Below are 24,049 nucleotides of genomic sequence, written 5' to 3' on the forward strand. Positions count from 1 at the left end.
AGGGGGTGTGGATATCTCAGTCGACGAACAGGTCAGTCATCAGCTTGTCGTCGCTGTCCGGCTCGAAACGATAATGATTGAATTCGGTTACGCCGCTTTCCCGCAAAATTTCCTCATCAATCAACAAGCGCCCGGTCAGGCTGCGCCCGTGGCTGCTCAGGATGATATGCGCCGCATCCGCCATGATCGCAGGCGTACGTGCATGCTTGAACGACTCCCGTGACCCCAACTGAAACTCGATCGCCGCCGTGGCAATCATCGTCTGCGGCCACAGTGAATTGACGCTGATCCCGTAATTCTTGAATTCCTCGCTCATGCCCAGCGTCAGCATGCTCATGCCGTACTTGGTCACGGTGTACGGGCTGTATTGGGCAAACCATTTGTTGGCAAGGTTGAGCGGTGGGGACAGGTTGAGGATGTGTCCACTGGACTTCTTCAGATAGGGCAACGCTGCCTGACTGCACAGCAAAACGGCGCGGGTGTTGATCTGGTGCATCAGGTCGAAACGCTTGAGTTCGATGTGCTGAACCCCGGTCAATTTGATCGCCCCGGCGTTGTTTACCAGCGCATCGATCGCGCCGAAATGTTCATTGGCCTGGGCCAGTGCCTCGCGTACGGCGACTTCATCGCGCACGTCCACTTGCAAGGCCAGCGCCTTGCCGCCAGCGGCTTCCACTTCCTGCGCCACACTGAAAATCGTCCCTGGCAGCTTGGCGTGGGGTTCGGCACTTTTGGCCGCGATCACGATGTTGGCGCCATCACGCGCAGCGCGCAGAGCAATCTCGCGGCCGATACCACGGCTGGCACCGGTGATGAACAGGGTTTTGCCTTGCAATGACATGCCTACGCTCCTGATTGTTGTTATGTGAGAGGGGAGGCTCGACAAACAATGTAGACGAAGTCTTCAGGTGCGGGCTGGTCGACTGATCGTTCCCACGCTCTGCGTGGGAATGCAGTTCGTGACGCTCTGCGTCACAACGGTGTCCGGCTTGACGCAGAGGTGAGGCTGGAACGCGGAGCGTCCCTTGAGGCATTCCCACGCAGAGCGTGGGAACGATCAAAACAGGGGAGTTAGCGTTAGTGAGTCATCACTTCACGGATGTCGCGGGCCAACTCACGCACGCGCTCTTCCTCGGTGTCCCACGAGCACATGAAGCGTGCGCCGCCGTTGCCGATGAAGGTGTAGAAGCGCCAGCCCTTGGCGGTCAGTGCGGCGATGGCCGGTTCCGAGAGTTGCAGGAACACCCCGTTGGCCTGTACCGGGAACATCAGTTCCACACCTGGAATGTCGCTGACCAGCTCTGCGAGCAATTGCGCGCAGTGGTTGGCGTGGCGGGCGTATTTGAGCCAGGCGTCGTTTTCCAGGATGCCGACCCACGGCGCCGACAGGAAGCGCATTTTCGACGCCAGTTGCCCGGCCTGTTTGCAGCGGTAATCGAAGTCTTCGGCGAGTTTGTGGTTGAAGAACAGGATCGCCTCGCCCACGGCCATGCCGTTTTTCGTGCCGCCGAAGCACAGCACATCTACGCCGGCCTTCCAGGTCAGGTCCGCCGGGGTGCAGCCGAGGAATGCGCAGGCGTTGGAGAAACGCGCGCCGTCCATGTGCAGGTTCAGGCCCAGCTCTTTGCAGGTGGCGCTGATGGCGCGGATTTCTTCCGGGGTGTAGACGCTGCCGACTTCGGTGGCCTGGGTCAGGGTCACGACGCGCGGTTTCGGATAGTGGATGTCCTGGCGCTTGAGCGCGACTTCGCGGATCGATTCCGGCGTCAGCTTGCCGTTTTCAGTACGGGCAATCAGCAGTTTGGAGCCGTTGGAGAAGAATTCCGGTGCGCCACATTCGTCGGTTTCGACGTGGGCGGTTTCCGAGCAGATCACGCTGTGGTAACTCTGGCACAGCGACGACAGGGCCAACGAGTTGGCGGCGGTGCCGTTGAAGGCGAAGAACACTTCGCAGTCGGTTTCGAACAGTTTGCGGAAATCGTCAGACGCGCGGGCGGTCCACTCGTCGTCGCCGTAAGCGCGCTGGTGGCCATGGTTGGCCTGTTCCATGGCGGCCCAGGCTTCAGGGCAAATGCCGGAATAGTTGTCGCTGGCGAATTGTTGGCTCTTATCGGTCATGGCCTGCTTCCGTGGTCGGGGCGCTTATGGTGAAACGTCCCGTGGTCAATGATGGTGCGCACTTTACCGAAGATCATCCGGGGAGCACACGGGATGTCGCTGTCAGAAAAATACAAGGATGCCGGCCAATTATGCACGTGAGACAGCGTGACGGTGCACTGGATCTGCTCAAGTGGCTGGCGCTGCTGAGCATGGTCCTCGATCACCTGCGATATGTCGGTTACTCCGCCGATTGGCTGTATGTGCCGGGGCGGTTGGCGTTTCCGTGGTTTTGCCTGGCGATGGCGGCGAACCTCGCGCGGGCGTCGGCAGTCGCGACAAGCGGTCAGTGGCGTTATTTGGGCTGGATGTTGCTGTTTAGTGCGGCCAGCGAAATTCCCTACCGGATGTTCATTGCCAATCCCGACACGCTCAATGTGTTTCCCACACTGGCCCTTGGTCTGTTGGTGGCGCGGGGCTGGCAGCAACCGGCGATGCAATCGCGAATGCTGGCGGTCGGTGCTTTGCTGCTGGCGGCGTTTTTCTCCCAGCGATTGATGTTTGGTTTCTTTGGCGTGTTGCTACCGTGGGTGATGCTGCTGGTCATCCGTCGTCCCTGGTATTTCGCGCTGGTGCCGGGAGTGGTTTGTCTGGCCGCCAATCAATGGCAGGTGCTGTATTACTCCGTTCGATTGGGCAATCACGTGGCGATGGCGGCGGTCGCCACTTGTCTGATTGCGCCATGGCTGGGGCTGTTCTTGTTGCGACACCTGCGTGACGTAAAACCACTGCCGATGCGGCGGTGGGCGTATGCGCTGTATCCCGTGCATTTCCTCATGTTGTTACTTCTTCGCCAGATCGTCGCATGACCCTGTGGGAGCTGGCTTGCCAGCGATAGCGGTGGACCAGCCGCCATCAATGCCGGATGTGGTGACGTCATCGCTGGCAAGCCAGCTCCCACAGGGTTTCTCGATGAATTGAGGGTTGTGTTCGGCAAGCCATTTCCCGCCATGTCGTAAACGCACCTTTGCGTGGCGCCCGTAGGCATTTGACCTGTCGACGCCGGTCATACCATCGCTATCAAAGGGCACTGCCGAAACGCCAGTGCCTTACCGAGACGAATGGCGCACAGATGCCGCTGGGAGAGACGCGATGTTCAGCAAGCAAGACCAGATCCAGGGTTACGACGATGCACTGCTGGCGGCGATGAATGCCGAGGAGCAACGTCAGGAAGATCACATCGAGCTGATCGCGTCGGAGAACTACACCAGCAAGCGCGTGATGGAAGCGCAAGGCAGCGGCCTGACCAACAAGTACGCCGAAGGCTATCCGGGCAAGCGCTACTACGGTGGTTGCGAGCACGTCGACAAGGTTGAAGCCCTGGCCATCGAGCGCGCCAAGCAACTGTTCGGCGCCGATTACGCCAACGTCCAGCCGCACTCCGGTTCTTCGGCCAACAGCGCCGTGTACCTGGCCCTGCTGCAAGCCGGCGACACCATTCTGGGCATGAGCCTGGCCCACGGTGGTCACCTGACCCACGGCGCCAAAGTGTCGTCCTCGGGCAAGCTGTACAACGCCGTGCAGTACGGCATCGACACCAAGACCGGCCTGATCGATTACGACGAAGTCGAGCGTTTGGCGGTCGAGTGCAAGCCGAAGATGATCGTTGCCGGTTTCTCGGCTTACTCGAAGACTTTGGACTTCCCACGTTTCCGTCAGATCGCCGACAAGGTTGGTGCGCTGCTGTTCGTCGACATGGCCCACGTTGCCGGTCTGGTTGCTGCCGGTCTGTACCCGAACCCGCTGCCGTACGCCGACGTGGTCACCACCACCACCCACAAGACCCTGCGTGGTCCACGTGGTGGCCTGATCCTGTGCAAGGCCAATGAAGAAATCGAGAAGAAGCTCAACGCTGCGGTATTCCCCGGTGCCCAGGGCGGCCCGCTGATGCATGTGATTGCCGGTAAGGCCGTGTGCTTCAAAGAGGCGCTGGAGCCGGGTTTCAAGGCTTACCAACAACAAGTGATCGACAACGCCCAGGCCATGGCCGGCGTGTTTATCAAACGCGGCTACGATGTAGTGTCCGGCGGTACCGACAACCACCTGTTCCTGGTCAGCCTGATCCGTCAGGGCCTCACCGGCAAAGAGGCGGACGCAGCACTCGGTCGCGCCCACATCACCGTTAACAAGAACGCTGTCCCGAACGATCCACAGTCGCCGTTCGTGACCTCCGGCCTGCGCATCGGCACCCCGGCGGTGACCACGCGCGGCTTCAAGGTGACCCAGTGCGTGACGCTGGCCGGCTGGATCTGCGACATCCTCGACAACCTCGGCGACGCCGATGTCGAGGCCAATGTTGCCCAGCAAGTGTCGGCACTGTGCGCGGACTTCCCGGTTTATCGCTGAGCGCGGTTTTGGAGTAAATGACTATGCAACGCTATTCGGGCTTCGGCCTCTTCAAACACTCCCTCAGCCACCACGAAAACTGGCAGCGCATGTGGCGCACGCCGACCCCGAAAAAGGTCTACGACGTGGTCATCGTCGGCGGTGGCGGGCACGGTCTGGCGACCGCCTACTACCTGGCCAAGGAACACGGCATCACCAATGTGGCCGTGGTCGAGAAGGGCTGGCTGGGCGGCGGTAACACCGCGCGCAACACCACCATCGTTCGCTCCAACTACCTGTGGGACGAATCGGCTCACCTGTACGAACACGCGATGAAACTGTGGGAAGGCCTGTCCCAGGATCTGAACTACAACGTGATGTTCTCCCAGCGTGGCGTCTACAACCTGTGCCACACCCTGCAGGACATCCGTGATTCCGAGCGTCGGGTCAGCGCCAACCGCCTCAATGGTGTCGACGGCGAACTGCTCGATGCCAAGCAAGTGGCCGACGAGATTCCGTACCTCGACTGCTCGAAGAACACTCGCTACCCGGTGATGGGCGCTACCGTCCAGCGTCGCGGCGGCGTGGCTCGTCACGATGCCGTGGCCTGGGGTTTTGCCCGTGCAGCCGACGCCCTCGGCGTGGACCTGATCCAGCAGACCGAAGTGATCGGTTTCCGCAAGGAAAACGGCGTGTGCATCGGCGTTGAAACCAACAAGGGCTTCATCGGCGCCAAGCGCGTCGGCGTGGTCACCGCCGGTAACTCCGGGCACATGGCCAAGCTCGCCGGTTTCCGCCTGCCGATCGAATCCCACCCGCTGCAAGCGCTGGTGTCCGAGCCGATCAAGCCGATTATCGACAGCGTGATCATGTCCAACGCCGTACACGGTTACATCAGCCAGTCCGACAAGGGCGACCTGGTGATCGGCGCCGGTATCGACGGCTACAACGGCTACGGCCAGCGTGGTTCGTACCCGGTGATCGAGCACACCATCCAGGCCATCGTCGAGATGTTCCCGGTGCTGTCCCGCGTACGCATGAACCGTCAGTGGGGCGGCATCGTCGACACCACGCCGGATGCCTGCCCGATCATTTCGAAAACTCCGGTGCCGAACATGTTCTTCAACTGCGGTTGGGGCACCGGCGGCTTCAAGGCGACACCTGGCTCGGGCAACGTGTTTGCCGCGAGTTTGGCCAAGGGTGAAATGCACCCGTTGGCCGCACCTTTCTCCATCGACCGTTTCCACAACGGTGCGTTGATCGATGAACACGGCGCTGCTGCGGTTGCCCACTAACAGGAGAAATCCCCATGTTGCATATCTTCTGTCCTCACTGCGGCGAGTTGCGCTCCGAAGAGGAATTCCACGCATCCGGCCAGGCGCACATCCCGCGTCCACTGGATCCGAACAGCTGCACCGACGAGGAGTGGGGCGACTACATGTTCTTCCGCGACAACCCTCGCGGTCTGCACCATGAACTGTGGATTCACGCCGCCGGTTGCCGTCAGTACTTCAACGCCACCCGCGACACCGTGACCTACGAGATTCTCGAAACCTACAAGATCGGCACCAAGCCACAATTCACCGACAAGACCGATAGCCCGAAAGCGGCCAGCACGGCTCTGGGAGAGAAGGTATGAGCCAGATCAATCGCCTGTCCAACGGCGGACGGATCGACCGCAACAAAGTCTTGAGCTTCACCTTCAACGGCCAGAGCTACAAAGGCTTTGAAGGCGACTCGCTGGCCGCCGCACTGCTGGCCAACGGTGTCGACATCATCGGTCGCAGCTTCAAGTATTCCCGTCCGCGCGGCATCTTCGCCGCCGGCGCTGAAGAGCCGAACGCGGTGCTGCAGATCGGCGCCACCGAAGCCACGCAAATCCCGAACGTACGCGCCACGCAGCAAGCGCTGTACCAGGGTTTGGTCGCCACCAGCACCAACGGCTGGCCGAGCGTGAACAACGACATGATGGGGATTCTCGGCAAGGTCGGCGGCAAGCTGATGCCACCGGGTTTCTACTACAAAACCTTCATGTACCCGCAATCGTTCTGGATGACTTACGAGAAGTACATTCGTAAGGCTGCCGGTCTTGGCCGTTCGCCGACCGAGAACGATCCGGACACCTACGACTACATGAACCAGCACTGCGACGTGCTGATCGTCGGCGCCGGCCCTGCCGGTTTGGCCGCTGCACTGGCGGCTGCGCGCAGCGGTGCCCGGGTGATCCTGGCTGACGAGCAGGAAGAGTTCGGCGGCAGCCTGCTCGACTCCCGCGAAAGCCTCGACGGCAAGCCTGCGACCGAGTGGGTCGCCAGCGTCATCGCCGAACTGAAGAACACCCCGGACGTGCTGCTGTTGCCGCGCGCCACGGTCAACGGTTACCACGACCACAACTTCCTGACCATTCACGAGCGCCTCACCGATCACCTTGGCGACCGCGCACCGATTGGCCAGGTACGTCAGCGCATTCACCGCGTTCGCGCCAAGCGTGTGGTTCTGGCGACCGGCACTCACGAGCGTCCACTGGTCTACGGCAACAACGACGTGCCGGGCAACATGCTGGCCGGCGCGGTCTCGACTTACGTGCGCCGCTACGGTGTAGCACCGGGCAAGAAACTGGTGCTGTCGACCAACAACGACCACGCCTACCGCGTTGCCCTGGATTGGCTCGACGCCTGCCTGCAAGTGGTGGCGATCGCCGACGCCCGCAGCAACCCGCGCGGTGCGCTGGTGGAAGAAGCACGCGCCAAAGGCATCCGCATCCTCACCGGCAGCGCCGTGATCGAGGCCCGTGGCAGCAAGCACGTGACGGCTGCACGTGTGGCCGCCATCGATGTGAAAGGCCACAAAGTCACCAGCCCTGGCGAATGGCTCGACTGCGATCTGATCGCCAGTTCCGGTGGTTACAGCCCTGTCGTTCACTTGGCTTCGCACCTGGGTGGCAAGCCGACCTGGCGTGAAGACATCCTCGGTTTCGTGCCGGGTGAAGCACCGCAGAAACGCGTGTGCGTCGGTGGTATCAATGGCGTCTACGGTCTGGGCGATTCGCTGGCCGACGGTTTTGAAGGCGGCGTGCGCGCAGCCAGCGAAGCCGGTTTTGGTCCGGTCGAAGCGACCTTGCCGAAAGCCTTGGCGCGTCTGGAAGAGCCGACTCTGGCGCTGTTCCAGGTGCCCCATGAAAAGAACACCGCACGGGCGCCGAAGCAATTCGTCGACCTGCAAAACGACGTCACCGCCGCCGCCATCGAACTGGCGACCCGCGAAGGTTTCGAGTCGGTCGAGCACGTCAAACGCTACACCGCGCTGGGCTTCGGCACCGATCAGGGCAAGCTCGGCAACGTCAACGGCCTGGCCATCGCCGCCCGTTCGCTGAACGTGACCATCCCGCAGATGGGCACCACCATGTTCCGTCCGAACTACACGCCAGTGACTTTCGGCGCCGTGGCCGGTCGTCACTGTGGGCACATCTTCGAACCTGTGCGTTTCACCGCATTGCATCACTGGCACCTGAAAAACGGCGCCGAGTTCGAAGACGTCGGTCAGTGGAAACGTCCGTGGTACTTCCCGAAATCCGGTGAAGACCTGCATGCCGCCGTGAAGCGCGAATGCAAAGCCGTGCGCGACAGCGTTGGCCTGCTGGACGCTTCGACCCTCGGCAAGATCGACATTCAGGGCCCGGATGCACGCGAGTTCCTCAACCGCATCTACACCAACGCCTGGACCAAGCTCGACGTGGGCAAGGCGCGTTACGGCCTGATGTGCAAAGAAGACGGGATGGTGTTCGACGACGGCGTGACGGCGTGCCTGGCCGACAACCATTTCGTGATGACCACCACCACCGGCGGCGCTGCACGCGTGCTGCAATGGCTGGAAATCTACCAGCAGACCGAATGGCCAGACCTGAAGGTGTACTTCACTTCCGTGACCGATCACTGGGCAACCATGACCCTGTCCGGGCCGAACAGCCGCAAGCTGCTCAGCGAAGTCACCGACATCGACCTGAGCAACGAAGCGTTCCCGTTCATGACCTGGAAAGAAGGTCTGGTCGGCGGTGTACCGGCGCGAGTGTTCCGGATTTCGTTTACCGGTGAACTGTCGTACGAAGTCAACGTGCAGGCCGACTATGCGATGGGCGTACTGGAAAAAATCGTCGACGCCGGCAAGAAGTACAACCTGACGCCGTACGGCACCGAAACCATGCACGTGCTGCGGGCCGAGAAGGGCTTCATCATCGTCGGTCAGGACACTGACGGCTCGATGACCCCGGACGACCTGAACATGGGCTGGTGTGTTGGCCGCACCAAACCGTTCTCGTGGATCGGCCAGCGTGGCATGAACCGTGAAGACTGCGTGCGTGATCAGCGCAAGCAGCTGGTGGGCCTCAAGCCGATCGACCCGAACAAATGGCTGCCGGAAGGTGCGCAACTGGTGTTCAACACCAAGCAGGCGATCCCGATGACCATGGTCGGCCACGTGACCTCCAGCTACGCCCACAACTCCCTCGGCTATTCGTTTGCCATGGGCGTGGTCAAGGGCGGCCTGAACCGCATGGGCGAACGCGTGTTTGCGCCGCTGGCGGATGGCAGCGTGATCGAGGCGGAGATTGTTTCTTCGGTGTTCTTCGATCCGAAAGGTGATCGCCAGAACGTGTAAGTCGATCGTTCCCACGCTCTGCGTGGGAATGCATCCCGGGACGCTCCGCGTCCCAAGAGCGGACGCAGAGCGTCCATGGCGGCATTCCCACGCAGAGCGTGGGAACGATCAAGAATTCAGGAAAGGTGCTTTATGACCGCAGCCAATGTTTACCAACAACGCCCAACCACCGGGGCCAAGGCCGAGTCGTCGCTGCATCACGCCGACCTCGCCAGCCTGGTGGGCAAGGGTCGCAAGAACGCCGGTGTGACCGTGCGTGAGAAAAAACTCCTCGGCCACCTGACCATCCGTGGCGATGGCCACGATGCCGCGTTTGCCGCCGGCGTGCACAAGGCGCTCGGCATCGAATTGCCGGGTGCACTGACCGTCATCGTCAAAGGCGAAACCAGCCTGCAATGGATGGGGCCGGATGAATGGCTGCTGATCGTGCCGACCGGCGAGGAATTCGCCGCCGAGCAAAAACTGCGTGAAGCGCTGGGCGATCTGCACATCCAGATCGTCAACGTCAGCGGCGGTCAGCAGATCCTCGAACTGAGCGGCCCGAACGTGCGCCAGGTGCTGATGAAATCCACCAGCTACGACGTGCACCCGAACAGCTTCCCGGTGGGCAAGGCTGTCGGCACGGTGTTTGCCAAGTCGCAACTGGTGATCCGCCACACCGGCGAAGACACCTGGGAACTGCTGATCCGGCGCAGCTTCTCGGATTACTGGTGGTTGTGGTTGCAGGATGCAGCGGCTGAATTCGGCCTCAGCGTTCAGGCCTAATGATCGTTAAAGGAGTCACCGCACTATGAGCCGCGCCCCAGACACATGGATCTTGACCGCCGACTGCCCCAGCGTGCTCGGCACGGTGGACGCGGTGACCCGCTTTCTGTTCGAGCAGGGCTGCTACGTCACCGAACACCACTCGTTTGATGACCGGCTCTCGGGCCGTTTCTTCATTCGTGTGGAGTTTCGCCAGCCGGATGGCTTCGACGAGCAGTCGTTTCGCGCCGGTTTGCAGGAGCGCGGCGAATCGTTCGGCATGATCTTCGAACTGACCCCGCCGCACTATCGACCGAAAGTGGTGATCATGGTCTCCAAGGCCGATCACTGCCTCAACGATTTGCTTTACCGCCAGCGCATCGGCCAATTGTCGATGGACGTGGCCGCCGTGGTCTCCAACCATCCCGACCTCAAGCCGCTGGCCGACTGGCACCAGATTCCGTACTACCACTTCCCGCTCGACCCCAACGACAAACCGTCGCAAGAGCGTCAGGTGTTGCAGGTGATCGAGGAAGCCGGTGCTGAACTGGTGATTCTTGCCCGCTACATGCAGGTCTTGTCGCCGGAGCTGTGCCGCAAACTCGATGGCAAGGCGATCAACATTCACCACTCGTTGTTGCCGGGTTTCAAGGGTGCCAAGCCTTATCACCAGGCTTACAACAAGGGCGTGAAACTGGTCGGCGCGACGGCGCATTACATCAACAACGACCTCGATGAAGGGCCGATCATTGCCCAGGGCGTCGAGGTGGTGGATCACAGTCATTATCCGGAAGACCTGATTGCCAAGGGGCGCGACATTGAAGGCCTGACCTTGGCGCGGGCGGTTGGGTATCACATTGAGCGACGGGTATTTTTGAACGCCAATCGCACCGTCGTTCTTTAAATCGCCATCGCTGGCAAGCCAGCTCCCACAGGGTTTTATGTCGTTCGCAGAGTTTGTGTACAACCCGACCACTGTGGGAGCTGGCTTGCCAGCGATGAGGCCCTAACAGGCAACACAAGATTCAGCATCTGTACCCGAGCACTTAACGCGCTGCCTGCCTGGGCAACGCGGTTCCATAAAAACAACAGCGAGGTGAAAGCATGTCTGGCAATCGTGGTGTGGTGTATCTCGGCGCTGGCAAGGTCGAAGTACAGAAAATCGACTATCCGAAAATGCAGGACCCGCGCGGCAGGAAGATCGAGCACGCCGTCATCCTGCGAGTGGTCTCCACTAACATTTGTGGTTCCGATCAGCACATGGTGCGCGGTCGTACCACCGCTCAAACCGGTCTGGTCCTGGGTCACGAAATCACCGGTGAAGTCATCGAGAAGGGCCGTGACGTCGAAAACCTGCAAATCGGCGATCTGGTGTCTGTTCCGTTCAACGTGGCTTGCGGGCGCTGCCGTTCCTGCAAGGAAATGCACACCGGCGTGTGTCTGAGCGTTAACCCGGCGCGTCCGGGCGGTGCCTACGGTTACGTCGACATGGGTGACTGGACCGGCGGCCAGGCTGAATACGCGCTGGTGCCGTACGCCGACTTCAACTTGCTGAAACTGCCTGATCGCGATCGCGCCATGGAAAAAATCCGTGACCTGACCTGCCTCTCCGACATCCTGCCAACCGGCTACCACGGTGCCGTGACCGCCGGCGTCGGCCCGGGCAGCACCGTGTACATCGCGGGCGCCGGTCCGGTCGGTCTGGCGGCTGCCGCTTCCGCTCGCCTGCTGGGCGCAGCGGTGGTGATCGTCGGTGACGTCAACACCGTCCGCCTGGCACACGCCAAGGCCCAGGGTTTCGAAATTGCCGACCTGTCCCTCGACACCCCGCTGCACGAGCAAATCGCCGCGCTGCTGGGCGAACCCGAAGTGGATTGCGCTGTCGACGCCGTCGGCTTCGAAGCCCGCGGCCACGGCCATGACGGCGTCAAACACGAAGCCCCGGCCACCGTACTCAACTCGCTGATGGGCGTGGTGCGCGTGGCAGGCAAGATCGGCATCCCTGGCCTCTACGTGACTGAAGATCCGGGCGCCGTGGACGCTGCCGCAAAAATGGGCAGCCTGAGCATCCGCTTCGGCCTCGGCTGGGCCAAATCCCACAGCTTCCACACCGGCCAGACCCCGGTCATGAAGTACAACCGCCAGCTGATGCAGGCGATCATGTGGGACCGCATCAACATTGCCGAAGTGGTGGGTGTGCAGGTCATCAGCCTGGATCAGGCGCCTGAGGGATATGGCGAGTTCGATGCAGGCGTGCCGAAGAAGTTTGTGATTGATCCGCATAAGTTGTTTAGTGCGGCGTAAGGGCGGGTAAAAAAGGGCGACTTGATGTCGCCCTTTTTCATGAGTGTGTCCGTGTTGAATTTGCTGGCTGTCGGATGTTGAAGATTTTATTTATGTCCGGTTTTGCTATGCGATTAGCTCCTTTGAATCTGACGAGTATTACATCCTTATAAATGTGCTTCTTTAAAACTAACTCTTCGTATTCTGGTATGAATCTATAGTCCTTGTTAAGTACTTTTTCGGAAGGGTTTTTCAAATATGTTGCTAGTACCCCATCAGGATTGCGCGCGAACATTTCTGTAGCAAGGTTGTCGGCGTAACGTTGTGCAATCGTAATGTTCGGTGTTGTATAAAAACCAGGTCCGTAGGATAGATTCGGTTTTGTGTCAAATTCTGGTTTTGGACCGGTAATTTGCATTGTTTTTGCGAACTCATCTGAAGTTCCATGGAATCCAACAAATGTATATATGTCATTTTTGCTCTGTATGGAAATAGGTGGTACTAAAGTTTCAATAGAAGGTTTTGCGGCAATTGTTTTTTTAATCCATCCCAATTGTCTAAGTGTCGGTTTTAAAAGGTTTGGTATGTGCCCGTTTTTGTCTACTTTATTAACAGGGTCTCCCACACAATACACATACGCATTCAGCCCACCTTCCCCAAACGGACTCCAACTGTCCGGACTGTTAAATCGCATCAACACCGGATTAAACGCCCGATAACCATTCCCCAGCAAATAACACCCCGTCACCGGATCTGGCCGTTCGCCGTTGAAGCAGAGCAGGCTGAGTAAGCCGTTCTCCACCGGGCGATGACCATAGGGTGGGTAGGCGAGAGAATTAAGACGAGTCGCGTCGAGTACGTACAACACCGAACGCTGTTGATCAGTGGCAAGCAAACGCGTTTCCAAGGCACCGCTCTGACCCTGCTGCTGAGCCAGAAGTAGATCGTCGTGCTGCATGATCGATCGCTGCAACGCGCCTTGAATCTCCGTAGCCAGCCGATCTTTCAAGTAAAAGCGCCGAGCAATGGCCTGCGCCGAGGGCGTCCAATCAACCAGTCGATCCAGCGGGTCGTAGTGGTAGCGACAGAGCAGCGTTTCGCGATTGGGCAGCATGGTCGGTAATTCCTGAATGAGTTCATCAATCTAGGGTTTTACTGTGATGCAATCGGCCAGTCCTGCCTACTAGCAGATCTGATAGGGTCCCAATCTCAGTGCCTCAACACCAACCAGACCCCCGTCATGAAGTACAAACCGCCAATTGATGCAGGCGAGCATGTGGGCCGCATCAACATCGCTGAAGTGGTGGGCGGGCAGGTGATCATCCTGGATCAGGCGCCTGAAGGATTAAGCGAGTTTGATGCGGCCATGCCGAAAAGGTTGTATTTCATCCTCGTGAGTTGTTTAGTACGGTGTAGACGCTGCCGTTATAGATAAGGGCGATGTACTGTCGCCCTCTCTGTTTATGTATGAGTCACCGATAACTCACTCAGCTAAATTCAGTCTGATTAAACTGTTGTACTCCGGCGGATTAGGATTCTTGGGTGTGATTGCGGCGTCGTAACTTGGAAGGCCAATTTTTGTTTCCGGAATGATAGAAGTATTTACATCGTCCATCCATTGAATGAAGCGGGAAGTTATCACCCCTTCTGGAATACGCTCGCCAGCCTCAATAGCGACGCGGAGGCTACGAAACGCTTCTACACTTTGATTTCGGCGAGTATAAGCTGGCGGAAGCGTGTTAAATGCTTTGATTTCTATTGCCGACTTTTGCGGGGAACCTGGTGGTTCGATGAATGTTTTTGCGCTAGATGGCGTTCTTGCCCCTATTTTATTGGCAACTCCTTTAAAAAATTTGACTATAAGAAGAGAGTGGCCCGAAGGATCTACGTGACTCACTGGATTTCCTTTGCAATACGCATACGCATTCAATCCACCCTTCTCAAATGGACTCCAACTGTCCGGACTGTTAAACCGCATCAACACCGGGTTAAACGCCCGATAGCCATTCCCCAACAAATAACACCCCGTCACCGGATCTGGTCGTTCGCCATTGAAGCCGAGCAGGCTGAGTAAACCGTTTTCCGGCGGGCGATGGCCATAGGGTGAGTAGGCGATGGGACGTGGTCGAGCGGCATCAAGCACATTCAATACCGATCGCTGCTGATCTGTGTTGAGCAAGCGTGATTCCACGTTACCGTTCTGCCGCTGTTGCTGAGCCAGCAGTTGATCGTCGTGCTGCATGATCGAACGCTGCACCGCGTCCTGAATCTCGGTGGCCAGTCGTTCTTTCAGGTAAAAGCGCCGGATTGGGGACTGCGTCGAGGGAGTCGAATCAACCAGTTGGTCCCGAGCGTCGTAGTGATAGCGGGAGAGGAACGTTTCGCGATCAGGCAGCATGGTCGTGTTCCTGAATGAATTCATCAATCCAGGGTTCTACTGTGGAGCAATCCACCAGGGCTCCCTACTAGCAGATCTGATAGTGTCGCCTTCTTCCGGACCGCTTTATGACGAGCGGGTGGGGACCTGAGGAACATGCCCGCGTCGACCCGGTCAAATCGGCAGCTTTGCGCCCTCAATCGGGCGTTTTTCATGATGCAAGAGGATGTCTGAATGAAGATTTCACGCGGTTTTGCACTGGCATCACTCATGACTCTGGCCGCCAGCCCGGTCTTTGCTCAGTTCAGCCTGGGCGATGCGGCCAATGCCATTGCCGGCATGAAGGGTGGCAACGCGGCGACCGACGCAGCGCCCACCTCGGAAACAGCGGACCTGTTGGGCGCACTCAGTCAATTGAACGTAACGCCGCAACAAGCCGTCGGCGGCACTGGCGCGATGCTGGGGTTGGCGAAGAATCAGTTGAGCTCGACCGACTATTCGGAACTGGCCAAAAGCGTGCCGGGCATCGACAAGCTGTCGGGCGGCGGCGAGTTGGGCGCACTGGCCGGTTTGCTCGGTTCCAGCGGCAAGGCCGCCGGGCTGGATAATGCCTTAGGCAACGTCAAGGATACCAATGACTTGAACAATGCCTTCAGCGCCTTGGGCATGGACAGCGGCATGATCGGCCAGTTTGCCCCGGTGATCCTGCAATACCTCGGTCAACAGGGTGTTGGCGGTTCGCTGCTGCAGAGCCTGGGCGGAATCTGGGGCACTGGCGTTACTGGTAGCTGATCAGCGGCTTTCGGCGCGCAAGGCGTCGATGCGTTGGTCCTTCTCGGTCCAGAGCTGATTGACCCAGTTCTGGACCGTTTCACGAAACTGCGGATCGTTTTCGTAATCGCCTTGCCACAGTGCCGGGTCGAGGTCGCGGGTCTTGATGTCGATGATCACCCTTGGCACGTTGCCGCTGATCAAATCCCAGAATCCCGGAATCGTCTGCTGCGGATACACGACCGTCACGTCGAGGATCGCATCCAGCTGTTCGCCCATCGCCGCCAGCACAAACGCCACGCCGCCAGCCTTTGGCCTGAGCACGTGAGTGAACGGTGATTGCTGCTGAGCGCTTTTGGCGGCGGTGAAACGCGTGCCTTCCAGATAGTTGACCACCGTCACGGGCTGCCGCTTGAACAGTTCGCAGGCCTGTTTGGTGATCTCCAGATCCTTGCCGGCCAGCTCCGGGTGCTTCGCCAGGAACGCCTTGGTGTAGCGCTTCATGAACGGGTAGTCCAGCGCCCACCAGGCCAGGCCCAGGAACGGCACCCAGATCAGTTCTTTCTTGAGGAAGAATTTGAAGAATGGCGTGCGTCGATTCAGCGTCTGGATCAATGCCGGGATATCGACCCAGGATTGGTGGTTGCTGATCACCAGATACGACGTGTCGCGCCGCAGATCGTCGCCACCGCGAATGTCCCATTGGGTGGGAATGCAGATGCGGAAGATCAGCTTGTCGATTTCCGACCAGGTCTCGGCGATCCACATCACCGCCGTGGAGGCGTAATCGCGAAAGCGGCCGGAGAGGACCAGTTTGAGCAGGGCAAATACCATCAACGGTCCGATCAGAACCAGGGTGTTGAGCAACAGCAGCAGGGTAACGAAACAGCCGGTGAGCAGGCGGCGCATAGGCAACTCTTGAAAGCGTTTGGGCGCGCCATGATAAGCAGCTTCGGGCGGCAGGCCAAATCGGTGCTGACGAATGTTTCACCTGCGGGCCGCTAACCTCGTGGGAACGATCATGCGAACAACGGTCTAAAATCCCGCTGCTCACTTCTCATGGAAGCCCATTACGTGAAATCCCTTCTTGCACTGCTTTCCCTCATCGCCCTGCCGGTCATGGCCGCCGAACCGACCCTGTACGGCCGTTACGAATACATCGCGCTGCCGGAAATCGGCGGCGAAGTGCTCAAGGCCAAGATGGACACCGGTGCCCTGACGGCGTCGCTGTCGGCCAAGGATATCGAAACCTTCACCCGCGACGGCGAAGACTGGGTTCGTTTCCGCCTCGCCACCAAGGATGCGAGCAACAAGGTTTACGAGCACAAGGTCGCGCGAATCAGCAAGATCAAGACCCGCTCCGAAGAAGACGAAGATGAAGACACCGCCACGCCCACCAAACGTCCGGTGGTCGATCTGGAGTTGTGCCTGGGCAACGTCAAGCGCACGGTCGAGGTCAATTTGACTGACCGCAGCAGCTTTAATTATCCGCTGCTGATTGGTGCCAAGGCGCTGCGTGAGTTTGGCGCGGCGGTGAATCCGGCACGACGGTTTACGGCGGATAAGCCGGATTGTTGATAAAACTCATCAGGATGATAGTGCCAAATGGGTCCTAGACTAAGTACTTTTCCTGAGGGCGCGGTTCAGTAACTCCTGCTCATAGGCACGCCCTATTCTTAGGAAATCTGAATTCGGGCTCAGGTCAATGGCGTACTGAACTTCGTTAAATCCAGCTGAGAGTTGTTGGTCAGTGGAAGTCCGAAGATATTCATCAAATGTAGGCAATGCATCTGAAGGCACTGGCCCGTGGCTGTTTTGATAAGGCTTCGGTGGGAAATGTTTCCGTGGGTGGGGTCGTGCGACATGGTTTTTAGAATTCCATGCTTGTCCAATGTTTGAGGGGCGTCGAGGCTCGAATAGATCTAGATTGATATCGTCGAATTTGAAGTCTTCGGGTGTTAAATCATTAATGGTTTTAGGCGAATCCAAAGGCGGTGGCTTCGGTGTGTTGGCAGAGGCGGCAGTTGTGTTGATTACAGTTTTTGCTTCCTTGGCGACGGGCTTCTTCATTAAACCCAGTGCTCTCAGGGGGGGCTTGAAGAAAAAAGGTGTACGTCCCGACCGATCGGTTCCGTTGACTGGATCCCCAAGGCAGTAGGCATATGAATTTATCCCCCCCCTCCCAAACGGACTCCAACTATCCGGGCTATTAAACCGCATCAACAGCGGATTGAACTGCCGATACCCGTTCCCCAAATGATAATGCCCTGTCATCGGGTCAGGCAGTTCACCGTTGAAACCAAGCAGGCTGAGCAAGCCGTTTTCGGCAGGGCGATGACCATAGGGCGTATAGGCGATGTGATGCGGCCGAGTTACGACCAATGCGCTCAGTACCGAGTGCTGATGATCGGTTGCCAACAGGATCGTTCTGCGCGAGTTCGTAGACATTGACCAATCTCCGTATCAGTTCCGAAAGGGCGGCTTAACAGCATCAACCTGTTTTCAGCCATTGCCTACTATCAGAACTGCTAGGTCCTACAGACCCAACCGCCAGTTGATCTAACCGGATTGACGCCGATTCCTCCTTCAGTCACCGTTCGCCCACTCAACCCCCACGCCCGGACGCCATGCCTCATATCCTGATTGTCGAAGACGAAGCGGCGATTGCCGACACCCTGATTTTCGCCTTGCAGGGCGAGGGCTTCACGACCACGTGGCTGACCCTGGGTGCGGCGGCGCTGGAACATCAGCGGCAGACCCCGGCGGACCTGATCATCCTCGACATCGGCCTGCCGGATATCAGCGGCTTCGAAACCTGCAAGCAATTGCGGCGTTTCAGCGAAGTGCCGGTAATGTTTCTCAGTGCCCGCGATGGTGAAATCGATCGTGTCGTGGGGCTGGAAATTGGTGCCGACGATTACGTGGTCAAGCCGTTCAGCCCCCGTGAAGTGGCGGCGCGGGTTCGGGCGATTCTCAAGCGTGTGGGGCCGAAAAATCTGGCCGAGACTGCGCCGACACTGTTTCGCGTCGACGACGAGCGCGTGCAAATCACCTATCGCGGCCAGGCCTTGAACCTGACCCGCCACGAATTCCGTCTGTTGCAATGTCTGCTCGAACAACCCGAACGCGTATTCAGCCGTGAGCAATTGCTCGACGCGTTAGGCGTGGCCGCCGATGCCGGTTATGAGCGCAGTATCGATAGCCACATCAAGAGCGTGCGCGCCAAGTTGCGATTGGTGAAGGCTGATGCCGAGCCGATCCAGACCCATCGCGGGCTCGGCTACAGCTACAGCCCGGGACACAGCTGATGCCGTTGGGGATCCGGATTTTCCTTGTCTACGTGCTGTTCATCGGCCTGACCGGCTATTTCGTGCTCAACACCGTAATGGAAGAAATCCGCCCCGGCGTGCGCCAGTCCACCGAGGAAACCCTGGTCGACACCGCCAACCTGATGGCGGAAATCCTGCGCGATGACTTCAAGGCCGGCACCCTCAACCAGAACCGCTGGCCCGAACTGCTCAAGGCTTACGGTGAGCGACAACCGGCGGCGAATATCTGGGGTTTGCCGAAGAATCAGGTCAACCACCGCATCTACGTCACCGACGCCAAAGGTATTGTCGTGCTGGATTCCAGCGGCGTGGCGATGGGGCAGGATTACTCGCGCTGGAACGACGTTTACCTGACTTTGCGCGGCCAATATGGCGCCCGCTCGACTCGCAATGATCCGAACGATGCAACCTCCTCGGTGATGCACGTCGGCGCGCCGATTCGCGACAACGGGCGGATCATCGGCGTGGTCACCGTGGCCAAACCCAACAGCTCATTGCAGCCGTATGTGGATCGCACTGAACGACGGTTGCTGGCGTATGGCGCCGGGTTGATCGGCCTCGGCTTGCTGTTTGGCGCGCTGTTATCGTGGTGGTTGAGTCGGGCACTTCGACGGTTGACCGCTTATGCCCAGGCGGTGAGCGAAGGCCGTCGGGTCGAAGTGCCGCACTACCGCGGCGGTGAGCTGGAGCAATTGGCGACGGCGGTGGAACAGATGCGCACGCAGCTTGAAGGCAAGGCCTACGTCGAGCGTTACGTGCACACCTTGACCCATGAACTGAAAAGCCCGTTGGCGGCGATTCGCGGTGCGGCGGAGTTGCTGCAAAGCGAGATGCCGTTGGCCCAGCGGCAGCGATTTGTCGGCAATATCGACAGCGAAAGTGCGCGTATGCAGCAGTTGATTGAGCGGCTGTTGAATCTGGCGCAGGTCGAACAGCGCCAAGGACTGGAGGAGCGCGTGGCGGTGCCATTAGCGGCATTGGTGGATGTGCTGTTGAACGCGCAATCGGCACGGATCGAAGGCAAACAGTTACGCGTAGAGCAAGCCATTGCGTCGAACCTGGCGCTGATCGGCGAGCCGTTTCTGTTGCGTCAGGCGCTGGGCAATCTGTTGGAAAACGCGCTGGATTTCACACCGATTCAAGGTGTGCTGCGATTTACTGCCGAGCGGATCGGTGAGCAGGTCGAGTTCAAACTGTTCAATCAGGCCGATCCCATTCCCGACTATGCGCTGCCGCGCTTGAGCGAGCGTTTCTACTCATTGCCGCGCCCCGACAGTGGGCGCAAGAGCACCGGGCTTGGGCTCAACTTTGTCGAGGAAGTGGTCAAGTTGCATGGTGGGGCGATGAGCATTGGCAATGTCTATGGCGGTGTGCAGGTCAGTTTGCATTTGCCTTCAATACGCTAAAGATCGCAGCCTTCGGCAGCTCCTGGGATCGATGTACGCCTGTAGGAGCTGGCGAAGGCTGCGATCTTTTCCGAACTCCACAAACTCTCCACATTCCCCCCACAAATCCCTCACACAGCCCCATCAGACTTTTCCCATCCAAAACAGGGAGAGTCCCATGAACCGCAGCCTTACCCTAAAACTCGGGGCGATCGCCCTGCTGATACTGTTATTGCTGATCCCGCTGCTGATGATCAACGGCGTGATCCAGGACCGCCAGCAATTGCGCGACGGGGTGCTCGAAGACATCGCCCGTAGCTCCAGCTACAGCCAACAATTGAGCGGGCCGCTGATGGTGGTGCCGTATCGCAAAGTGGTGCGCACCTGGAAGACCCACGAAAAAACCAACCAGCGCTATCAGGAAATCGGTGAAGAGCGCGGGCGTTTGTACTTCCTGCCGGAGCGCTTTGAACTCGATGGTGCGGTGCAGACCGAACTGCGTTCCCGGGGCATTTATCAGGCGCGGCTGTTCCATGCCGACAACCGCATCAGCGGCCATTTTTCGTTACCCGCACAACTGGGTATCAAGGAAGACTTCGCTGATTATCAGTTCGACCAACCGTTTCTCGCGGTCGGCATCAGTGACATCCGCGGCATCGAAAACGCCTTGAAGCTAGAGCTCAATGACCAGAGTCTGGACTTCATCCCCGGCAGTCAGGTCGGCTGGCTGGGTGAGGGCGTCCACGTGACGCTGCCGGCCCTGGACACCACGCAACCCACGGAACTGGCCTTCGGTTTCGACCTGAAACTGCAAGGCACCGGCCAGTTGCAGATACTGCCGGTGGGCAAGACCAGCAAGGTCTCGCTGACTGCCAACTGGCCGCACCCCAGCTTCATCGGCAACTACCTGCCGGCCCAGCGCGAAATCACCGATCAGGGCTTCACCGCCCATTGGCAGACTTCGTTTTTCTCCACCAACCTGCAAGAAACCCTGAACAGCTGCGTGTCTCGCGGCGGTTGTGAGGCACTGTTCGGCCGCAGCTTCGGTGTGAGCTTCATTGACCCAGTGGACCAGTACCTGAAGAGCGACCGGGCGATCAAATACGCACTGCTGTTTATCGTCCTGACCTTCGCCGGTTTCTTCCTCTTCGAAGTGCTGAAAAGCCTGGCGGTGCATCCGGTGCAATATGCGTTGGTGGGCGTGGCGCTGGCGTTTTTCTACCTGTTGTTACTGTCGTTGTCCGAGCACATTGGTTTTGCTCTGGCCTATCTATTGTCGGCCAGTGGTTGCGTGTTGTTGATCGGGTTTTACGTCTGCCACGTGCTGCGCAGCGTGCGGCACGGCTTGAGTTTTTCTGCGGGATTGGCAGCGTTATATGGACTGCTTTATGGCTTGTTGAGTGCCGAGGATTACGCGCTGTTGATGGGGTCGTTGTTGCTGTTCGGTTTGCTCGGCGTGTTCATGGTGCTGACGCGCAAGCTGGACTGGTATGGGGTTGGGCAAAAAGCGGGGAAACCGTTGGACTTCGATATTGGTGCGGTGAAATGAGCCGGTCGCTGGGATTGCGCGAAGACCAGCGGGAGGGAAGGGTGTTGGCGACGCTGATTGCCGGGTTGTTTCCGTCAGATCCGTTGTGGTGCCATCGCGAGCAAGCTCGCTCCCATATGAGCTCGCGGTCAAAAGTGGGAGCGAGCCTGCTCGCGATCAGGCCGGAACAATCAGCGAAAATTTAAACCTTAGGCATCGTCGCAATCATCGAAGGCCGCTGACTCACCTCGAAATACCACGGGGCCAATTGCGGATTCGCCGTGCGCCAGTCCAGATCAGGATGGCGCAAGTCCACGTAACCCAAGGCACACGCCACGCTGATCGCCGCCACGTCGAAGTGGCTGGTCAGCTCGGCGATGGCGTCTTTTTCCAGGAGTGCCAGGGCGCGGCGGATCTTGTCGCGTTGGCCGTCGAGGTACGCGTCCCAGTGTTTTTCCGGGGCGCGCAGGGCGACTTCGTAGCGCACCAGCACGGCTGCATCCATGATCCCGTCGGCCAGCGAGGCCAGGGTCAGGCGGCGCCAGCGGGCGGAGCCTTCGCGGGGGATCAGCGGGTTGCCGACGTGCTGGTGGTCGAGGTAGTCGAGGATCACCCGGCTGTCGTGGATGACGTTGCCGTCGGCCAGGCGCAGGGCGGGGATTTTGCTCAGGGGGTTGTCATCGATCAGCGCCAGGTCCGGATCGACCGGGGTGAGCACGCAGTTCTGCAGGGCAACACGGTTCTGCTGACCGGTTTCGTGCAGCAGCACCATGACTTTACGGACGAAGGGGGAAAGGGGGTTGTGGTACAGGGTCATGCTCGGGGCGGACATGGCAACGACTCGGTCGGTGGTGGTGTCGGGCAGCATAGCGCGTTGATGCGTGAGCTTAAACCGAACCCTGTGGGAGCGAGCTTGCTCGCGATGACGGTATGACAGTCACTATTAATGCTGACTGATCTGACGCCATCGCGAGCAAGCTCGCTCCCACAGGTTCTGCGTTTTAGCTGGCAGGTTGCAGTGTCTGTGCGTCTTCCGGAGCGCAAGCAGCCTGAGGCTTCAGCTCACGGGCAACCGTCCAGACGATGAACGCGGCGATGATGTCGAAAATCGCCAGCACCACAAACAGTGGGCTATAGCCGATCTTGGTCACCATCACGCCAAACACCAAGGTAAACGCAGCCGCGCCGAGGTAGCCGAACATGCCACCCATGCCGGTGGCGGTGGCCACTTCGTTTTTACCGAACGAGTCCGAGGTGATCGCATACAGCGCGCCGGACAACGTCTGGTGAGCGAAACCGCCGATGCACAGCAGCGCAATCGCGGTGTACGGGCTGGCGACCAGGCCGATGCACGCCGGGCCGATCATGCATGAGGCACCGAACAGCAAGACCATTTTGCGCGAGGTGAACAACGACACTTTGCAGTACTTGTGGAAGAACGGGCTGAGGTAACCGCCAAGCACGCAACCAAGGTCGGCGGCGAGGAACGGCAGCCAGGCGAACATCGCGATCTCTTTGATGTTCATGTGCCGTTCGGTCATCAGGTACAGCGGAATCCACGCGTTGAAGGTCTGCCAGGCCGGTTCGGAGAGAATCCGGGCGCTGGCGATGGCGTAGAAGTTGCGGCTGCCGATGATTTTCTTCCAGCTGCCTTTCTTGGTGCCCGGGTCTTTGAAGTGATCTTCCTGACCGCTGAGGATGTAGTCGCGCTCTTCGTCCCCCAGCAGTTTCTGATTGCGCGGGTGTTTGTAGAGCACCATCCACAAGAACGTCCAGGCCACACCGAGGCCGCCGACGATCAGGAAGGCCAGTTCCCAGCCGCTGTGCAAAATCGCCCAGACCACCAGCGGCGGTGCGAGCACGGCACCAATCGACGAACCGATGTTGAACCAGCCGATCGCCACCGAGCGCTCTTTGGCCGGGAACCATTCAGTGGAAGTCTTGACCGCCGCCGGCAAGCCCGCCGCTTCGGTCAAGCCGAGCAGGCCACGGAAAAACGCCAGTCCTTGCCAGCCGCTCGCAAATGCAGCGAGTGCGCAGGCAATCGACCAGGCGAAGGCGAAAATGGCGAAGCCCATTTTGGTGCCGATGGCATCGATGATGTAGCCCGCCACCGGTTGCATCAGCGCATAGCACACCTGCCAGGCGACGACGATGTGCGAGTACTGCTCGGTGGTGATGTTCATTTCGCTCATCAGGGTCGGAGCGGCCACTGAGAGGGTATTGCGTGCCAGGTAGTTGACCATCAGGCCGGCCGTCACCAGACCGACCATCCACCAGCGGATGCCTTTGACTTTCATCACTTCACCGTCTTTTTTTTTGGATTTATTTTTGGCGCTGCAGTTGTTGTAGGTTGTCGTACAACGTGCGCCTTTATAGAAGTGCAAGGGGGAAAGTGTCAACAGATATGTCAGAGATTTTGCGAGGTGGGGCGACGGACGGGGAGGATCAGTCGTCGTATGACGTCGAGTTTTGATAATCCATGTAGGAGCTGCCG

At 58.9% G+C, this 24,049-nt stretch carries 21 protein-coding genes and 1 pseudogene; 14 read left to right on the forward strand and 8 right to left on the reverse strand.

The window, feature by feature from the left end:
- Nucleotides 1–16: 16 nt before the first annotated feature.
- Together ACW9JC_RS10890 and ACW9JC_RS10895 are read right to left on the reverse strand one after the other, a co-directional pair.
- A complete protein-coding gene (locus ACW9JC_RS10890; RefSeq protein ID WP_457454995.1) occupies nt 17–841 on the reverse strand; it encodes an SDR family oxidoreductase in 825 nt (274 codons plus the stop codon).
- Nucleotides 842–1,077: 236 nt separating this feature from the next.
- A complete protein-coding gene (locus ACW9JC_RS10895) occupies nt 1,078–2,118 on the reverse strand; it encodes a threonine aldolase family protein (RefSeq protein WP_457454996.1) in 1,041 nt (346 codons plus the stop codon).
- Between the two features lie 131 nt (nt 2,119–2,249).
- Here ACW9JC_RS10895 and ACW9JC_RS10900 point away from each other — a divergent pair, with 131 nt between their 5' ends.
- The 8 genes from ACW9JC_RS10900 to fdhA all read left to right on the forward strand — a co-directional run bounded on the left by ACW9JC_RS10900 (nt 2,250) and on the right by fdhA (nt 12,183).
- Nucleotides 2,250–2,966, forward strand: a complete 717-nt coding sequence (locus ACW9JC_RS10900) for a TraX family protein (RefSeq protein ID WP_457454997.1) — start codon at nt 2,250–2,252, stop codon at nt 2,964–2,966.
- 283 nt (nt 2,967–3,249) lie between these two features.
- Nucleotides 3,250–4,503 (forward strand): serine hydroxymethyltransferase, encoded by a 1,254-nt coding sequence (gene glyA, locus ACW9JC_RS10905; RefSeq protein WP_017341183.1) that lies wholly within the window; start codon nt 3,250–3,252, stop codon nt 4,501–4,503.
- A 23-nt stretch (nt 4,504–4,526) separates the two neighbouring features.
- Nucleotides 4,527–5,777, forward strand: coding sequence for a sarcosine oxidase subunit beta (locus tag ACW9JC_RS10910; protein ID WP_007980419.1), 1,251 nt, complete (start codon nt 4,527–4,529; stop codon nt 5,775–5,777).
- Nucleotides 5,778–5,791: 14 nt separating this feature from the next.
- Nucleotides 5,792–6,121: a sarcosine oxidase subunit delta gene (locus ACW9JC_RS10915; protein WP_047534309.1), complete on the forward strand. Its 330-nt coding sequence runs from the start codon at nt 5,792–5,794 to the stop codon at nt 6,119–6,121.
- Complete coding sequence (locus tag ACW9JC_RS10920) at nt 6,118–9,135, forward strand: sarcosine oxidase subunit alpha (RefSeq protein WP_457454998.1); 3,018 nt, start codon at nt 6,118–6,120, stop codon at nt 9,133–9,135. The genes ACW9JC_RS10915 and ACW9JC_RS10920 overlap by 4 nt, the downstream gene beginning before the upstream one ends.
- 132 nt (nt 9,136–9,267) lie before the next feature.
- Complete coding sequence (locus ACW9JC_RS10925) at nt 9,268–9,900, forward strand: sarcosine oxidase subunit gamma (protein WP_448109597.1); 633 nt, start codon at nt 9,268–9,270, stop codon at nt 9,898–9,900.
- Nucleotides 9,901–9,925: 25 nt separating this feature from the next.
- A complete protein-coding gene (gene purU, locus ACW9JC_RS10930) occupies nt 9,926–10,783 on the forward strand; it encodes a formyltetrahydrofolate deformylase (protein WP_338583581.1) in 858 nt (285 codons plus the stop codon).
- A 200-nt stretch (nt 10,784–10,983) separates the two neighbouring features.
- On the forward strand, nt 10,984–12,183 hold the full coding sequence (fdhA, locus tag ACW9JC_RS10935; protein ID WP_338583580.1) for a formaldehyde dehydrogenase, glutathione-independent: 1,200 nt from the start codon (nt 10,984–10,986) through the stop codon (nt 12,181–12,183).
- A 37-nt stretch (nt 12,184–12,220) separates the two neighbouring features.
- Here the strand turns inward: fdhA and ACW9JC_RS10940 are convergent, their stop codons facing one another.
- Nucleotides 12,221–13,276, reverse strand: coding sequence for an RHS repeat-associated core domain-containing protein (locus tag ACW9JC_RS10940; protein ID WP_457454999.1), 1,056 nt, complete (start codon nt 13,274–13,276; stop codon nt 12,221–12,223).
- A gap of 87 nt (nt 13,277–13,363) precedes the next feature.
- Here ACW9JC_RS10940 and ACW9JC_RS10945 point away from each other — a divergent pair.
- A pseudogene (locus tag ACW9JC_RS10945) lies at nt 13,364–13,578 on the forward strand (formaldehyde dehydrogenase, glutathione-independent); the annotation flags it as partial.
- A gap of 67 nt (nt 13,579–13,645) precedes the next feature.
- Here ACW9JC_RS10945 and ACW9JC_RS10950 read toward each other — a convergent pair.
- Entirely contained in the window at nt 13,646–14,560 is a 915-nt protein-coding gene (locus ACW9JC_RS10950; RefSeq protein ID WP_457455000.1) for an RHS repeat-associated core domain-containing protein, read from the reverse strand.
- A gap of 213 nt (nt 14,561–14,773) precedes the next feature.
- Here ACW9JC_RS10950 and ACW9JC_RS10955 point away from each other — a divergent pair, with 213 nt between their 5' ends.
- Nucleotides 14,774–15,331 (forward strand): DUF2780 domain-containing protein, encoded by a 558-nt coding sequence (locus ACW9JC_RS10955; RefSeq protein WP_338583578.1) that lies wholly within the window; start codon nt 14,774–14,776, stop codon nt 15,329–15,331.
- Here ACW9JC_RS10955 and ACW9JC_RS10960 read toward each other — a convergent pair whose 3' ends face one another.
- Nucleotides 15,332–16,219: an acyltransferase gene (locus ACW9JC_RS10960; protein WP_457455001.1), complete on the reverse strand. Its 888-nt coding sequence runs from the start codon at nt 16,217–16,219 to the stop codon at nt 15,332–15,334.
- 165 nt (nt 16,220–16,384) lie between these two features.
- On the opposite strand from ACW9JC_RS10960, the gene rloA2 reads away from it, so the two are divergent.
- Complete coding sequence (gene rloA2, locus ACW9JC_RS10965; RefSeq protein ID WP_457455002.1) at nt 16,385–16,888, forward strand: retropepsin-like aspartic peptidase RloA2; 504 nt, start codon at nt 16,385–16,387, stop codon at nt 16,886–16,888.
- Between the two features lie 39 nt (nt 16,889–16,927).
- Here rloA2 and ACW9JC_RS10970 read toward each other — a convergent pair whose 3' ends face one another.
- On the reverse strand, nt 16,928–17,758 hold the full coding sequence (locus ACW9JC_RS10970) for an RHS repeat-associated core domain-containing protein (RefSeq protein WP_457455003.1): 831 nt from the start codon (nt 17,756–17,758) through the stop codon (nt 16,928–16,930).
- Between the two features lie 179 nt (nt 17,759–17,937).
- Between ACW9JC_RS10970 and creB the strand changes: the two genes are divergently transcribed.
- From creB to creD, 3 genes are all read left to right on the forward strand, one after another.
- Nucleotides 17,938–18,618 (forward strand): two-component system response regulator CreB, encoded by a 681-nt coding sequence (creB, locus tag ACW9JC_RS10975; protein WP_457455004.1) that lies wholly within the window; start codon nt 17,938–17,940, stop codon nt 18,616–18,618.
- Entirely contained in the window at nt 18,618–20,045 is a 1,428-nt protein-coding gene (gene creC / locus ACW9JC_RS10980) for a two-component system sensor histidine kinase CreC (RefSeq protein WP_457455005.1), read from the forward strand. Before creB ends, creC begins: the two co-directional genes overlap by 1 nt.
- Nucleotides 20,046–20,202: 157 nt before the next feature.
- Nucleotides 20,203–21,573 carry a cell envelope integrity protein CreD gene (creD, locus tag ACW9JC_RS10985; RefSeq protein ID WP_457455006.1) on the forward strand — a complete coding sequence of 457 codons (1,371 nt, stop codon included), beginning with the start codon at nt 20,203–20,205 and terminating at the stop codon, nt 21,571–21,573.
- A gap of 181 nt (nt 21,574–21,754) precedes the next feature.
- On the opposite strand, the gene ACW9JC_RS10990 is transcribed toward creD, so the two are convergent.
- Together ACW9JC_RS10990 and ACW9JC_RS10995 are read right to left on the reverse strand one after the other, a co-directional pair.
- Nucleotides 21,755–22,384 carry a glutathione S-transferase family protein gene (locus ACW9JC_RS10990; RefSeq protein WP_457455007.1) on the reverse strand — a complete coding sequence of 210 codons (630 nt, stop codon included), beginning with the start codon at nt 22,382–22,384 and terminating at the stop codon, nt 21,755–21,757.
- A 169-nt stretch (nt 22,385–22,553) separates the two neighbouring features.
- Nucleotides 22,554–23,852, reverse strand: a complete 1,299-nt coding sequence (locus ACW9JC_RS10995; RefSeq protein ID WP_457455008.1) for an MFS transporter — start codon at nt 23,850–23,852, stop codon at nt 22,554–22,556.
- Nucleotides 23,853–24,049 lie beyond the last annotated feature (197 nt).

The sequence above is a fragment of the Pseudomonas sp. SDO5591_S426 genome, assembly GCF_054070755.1.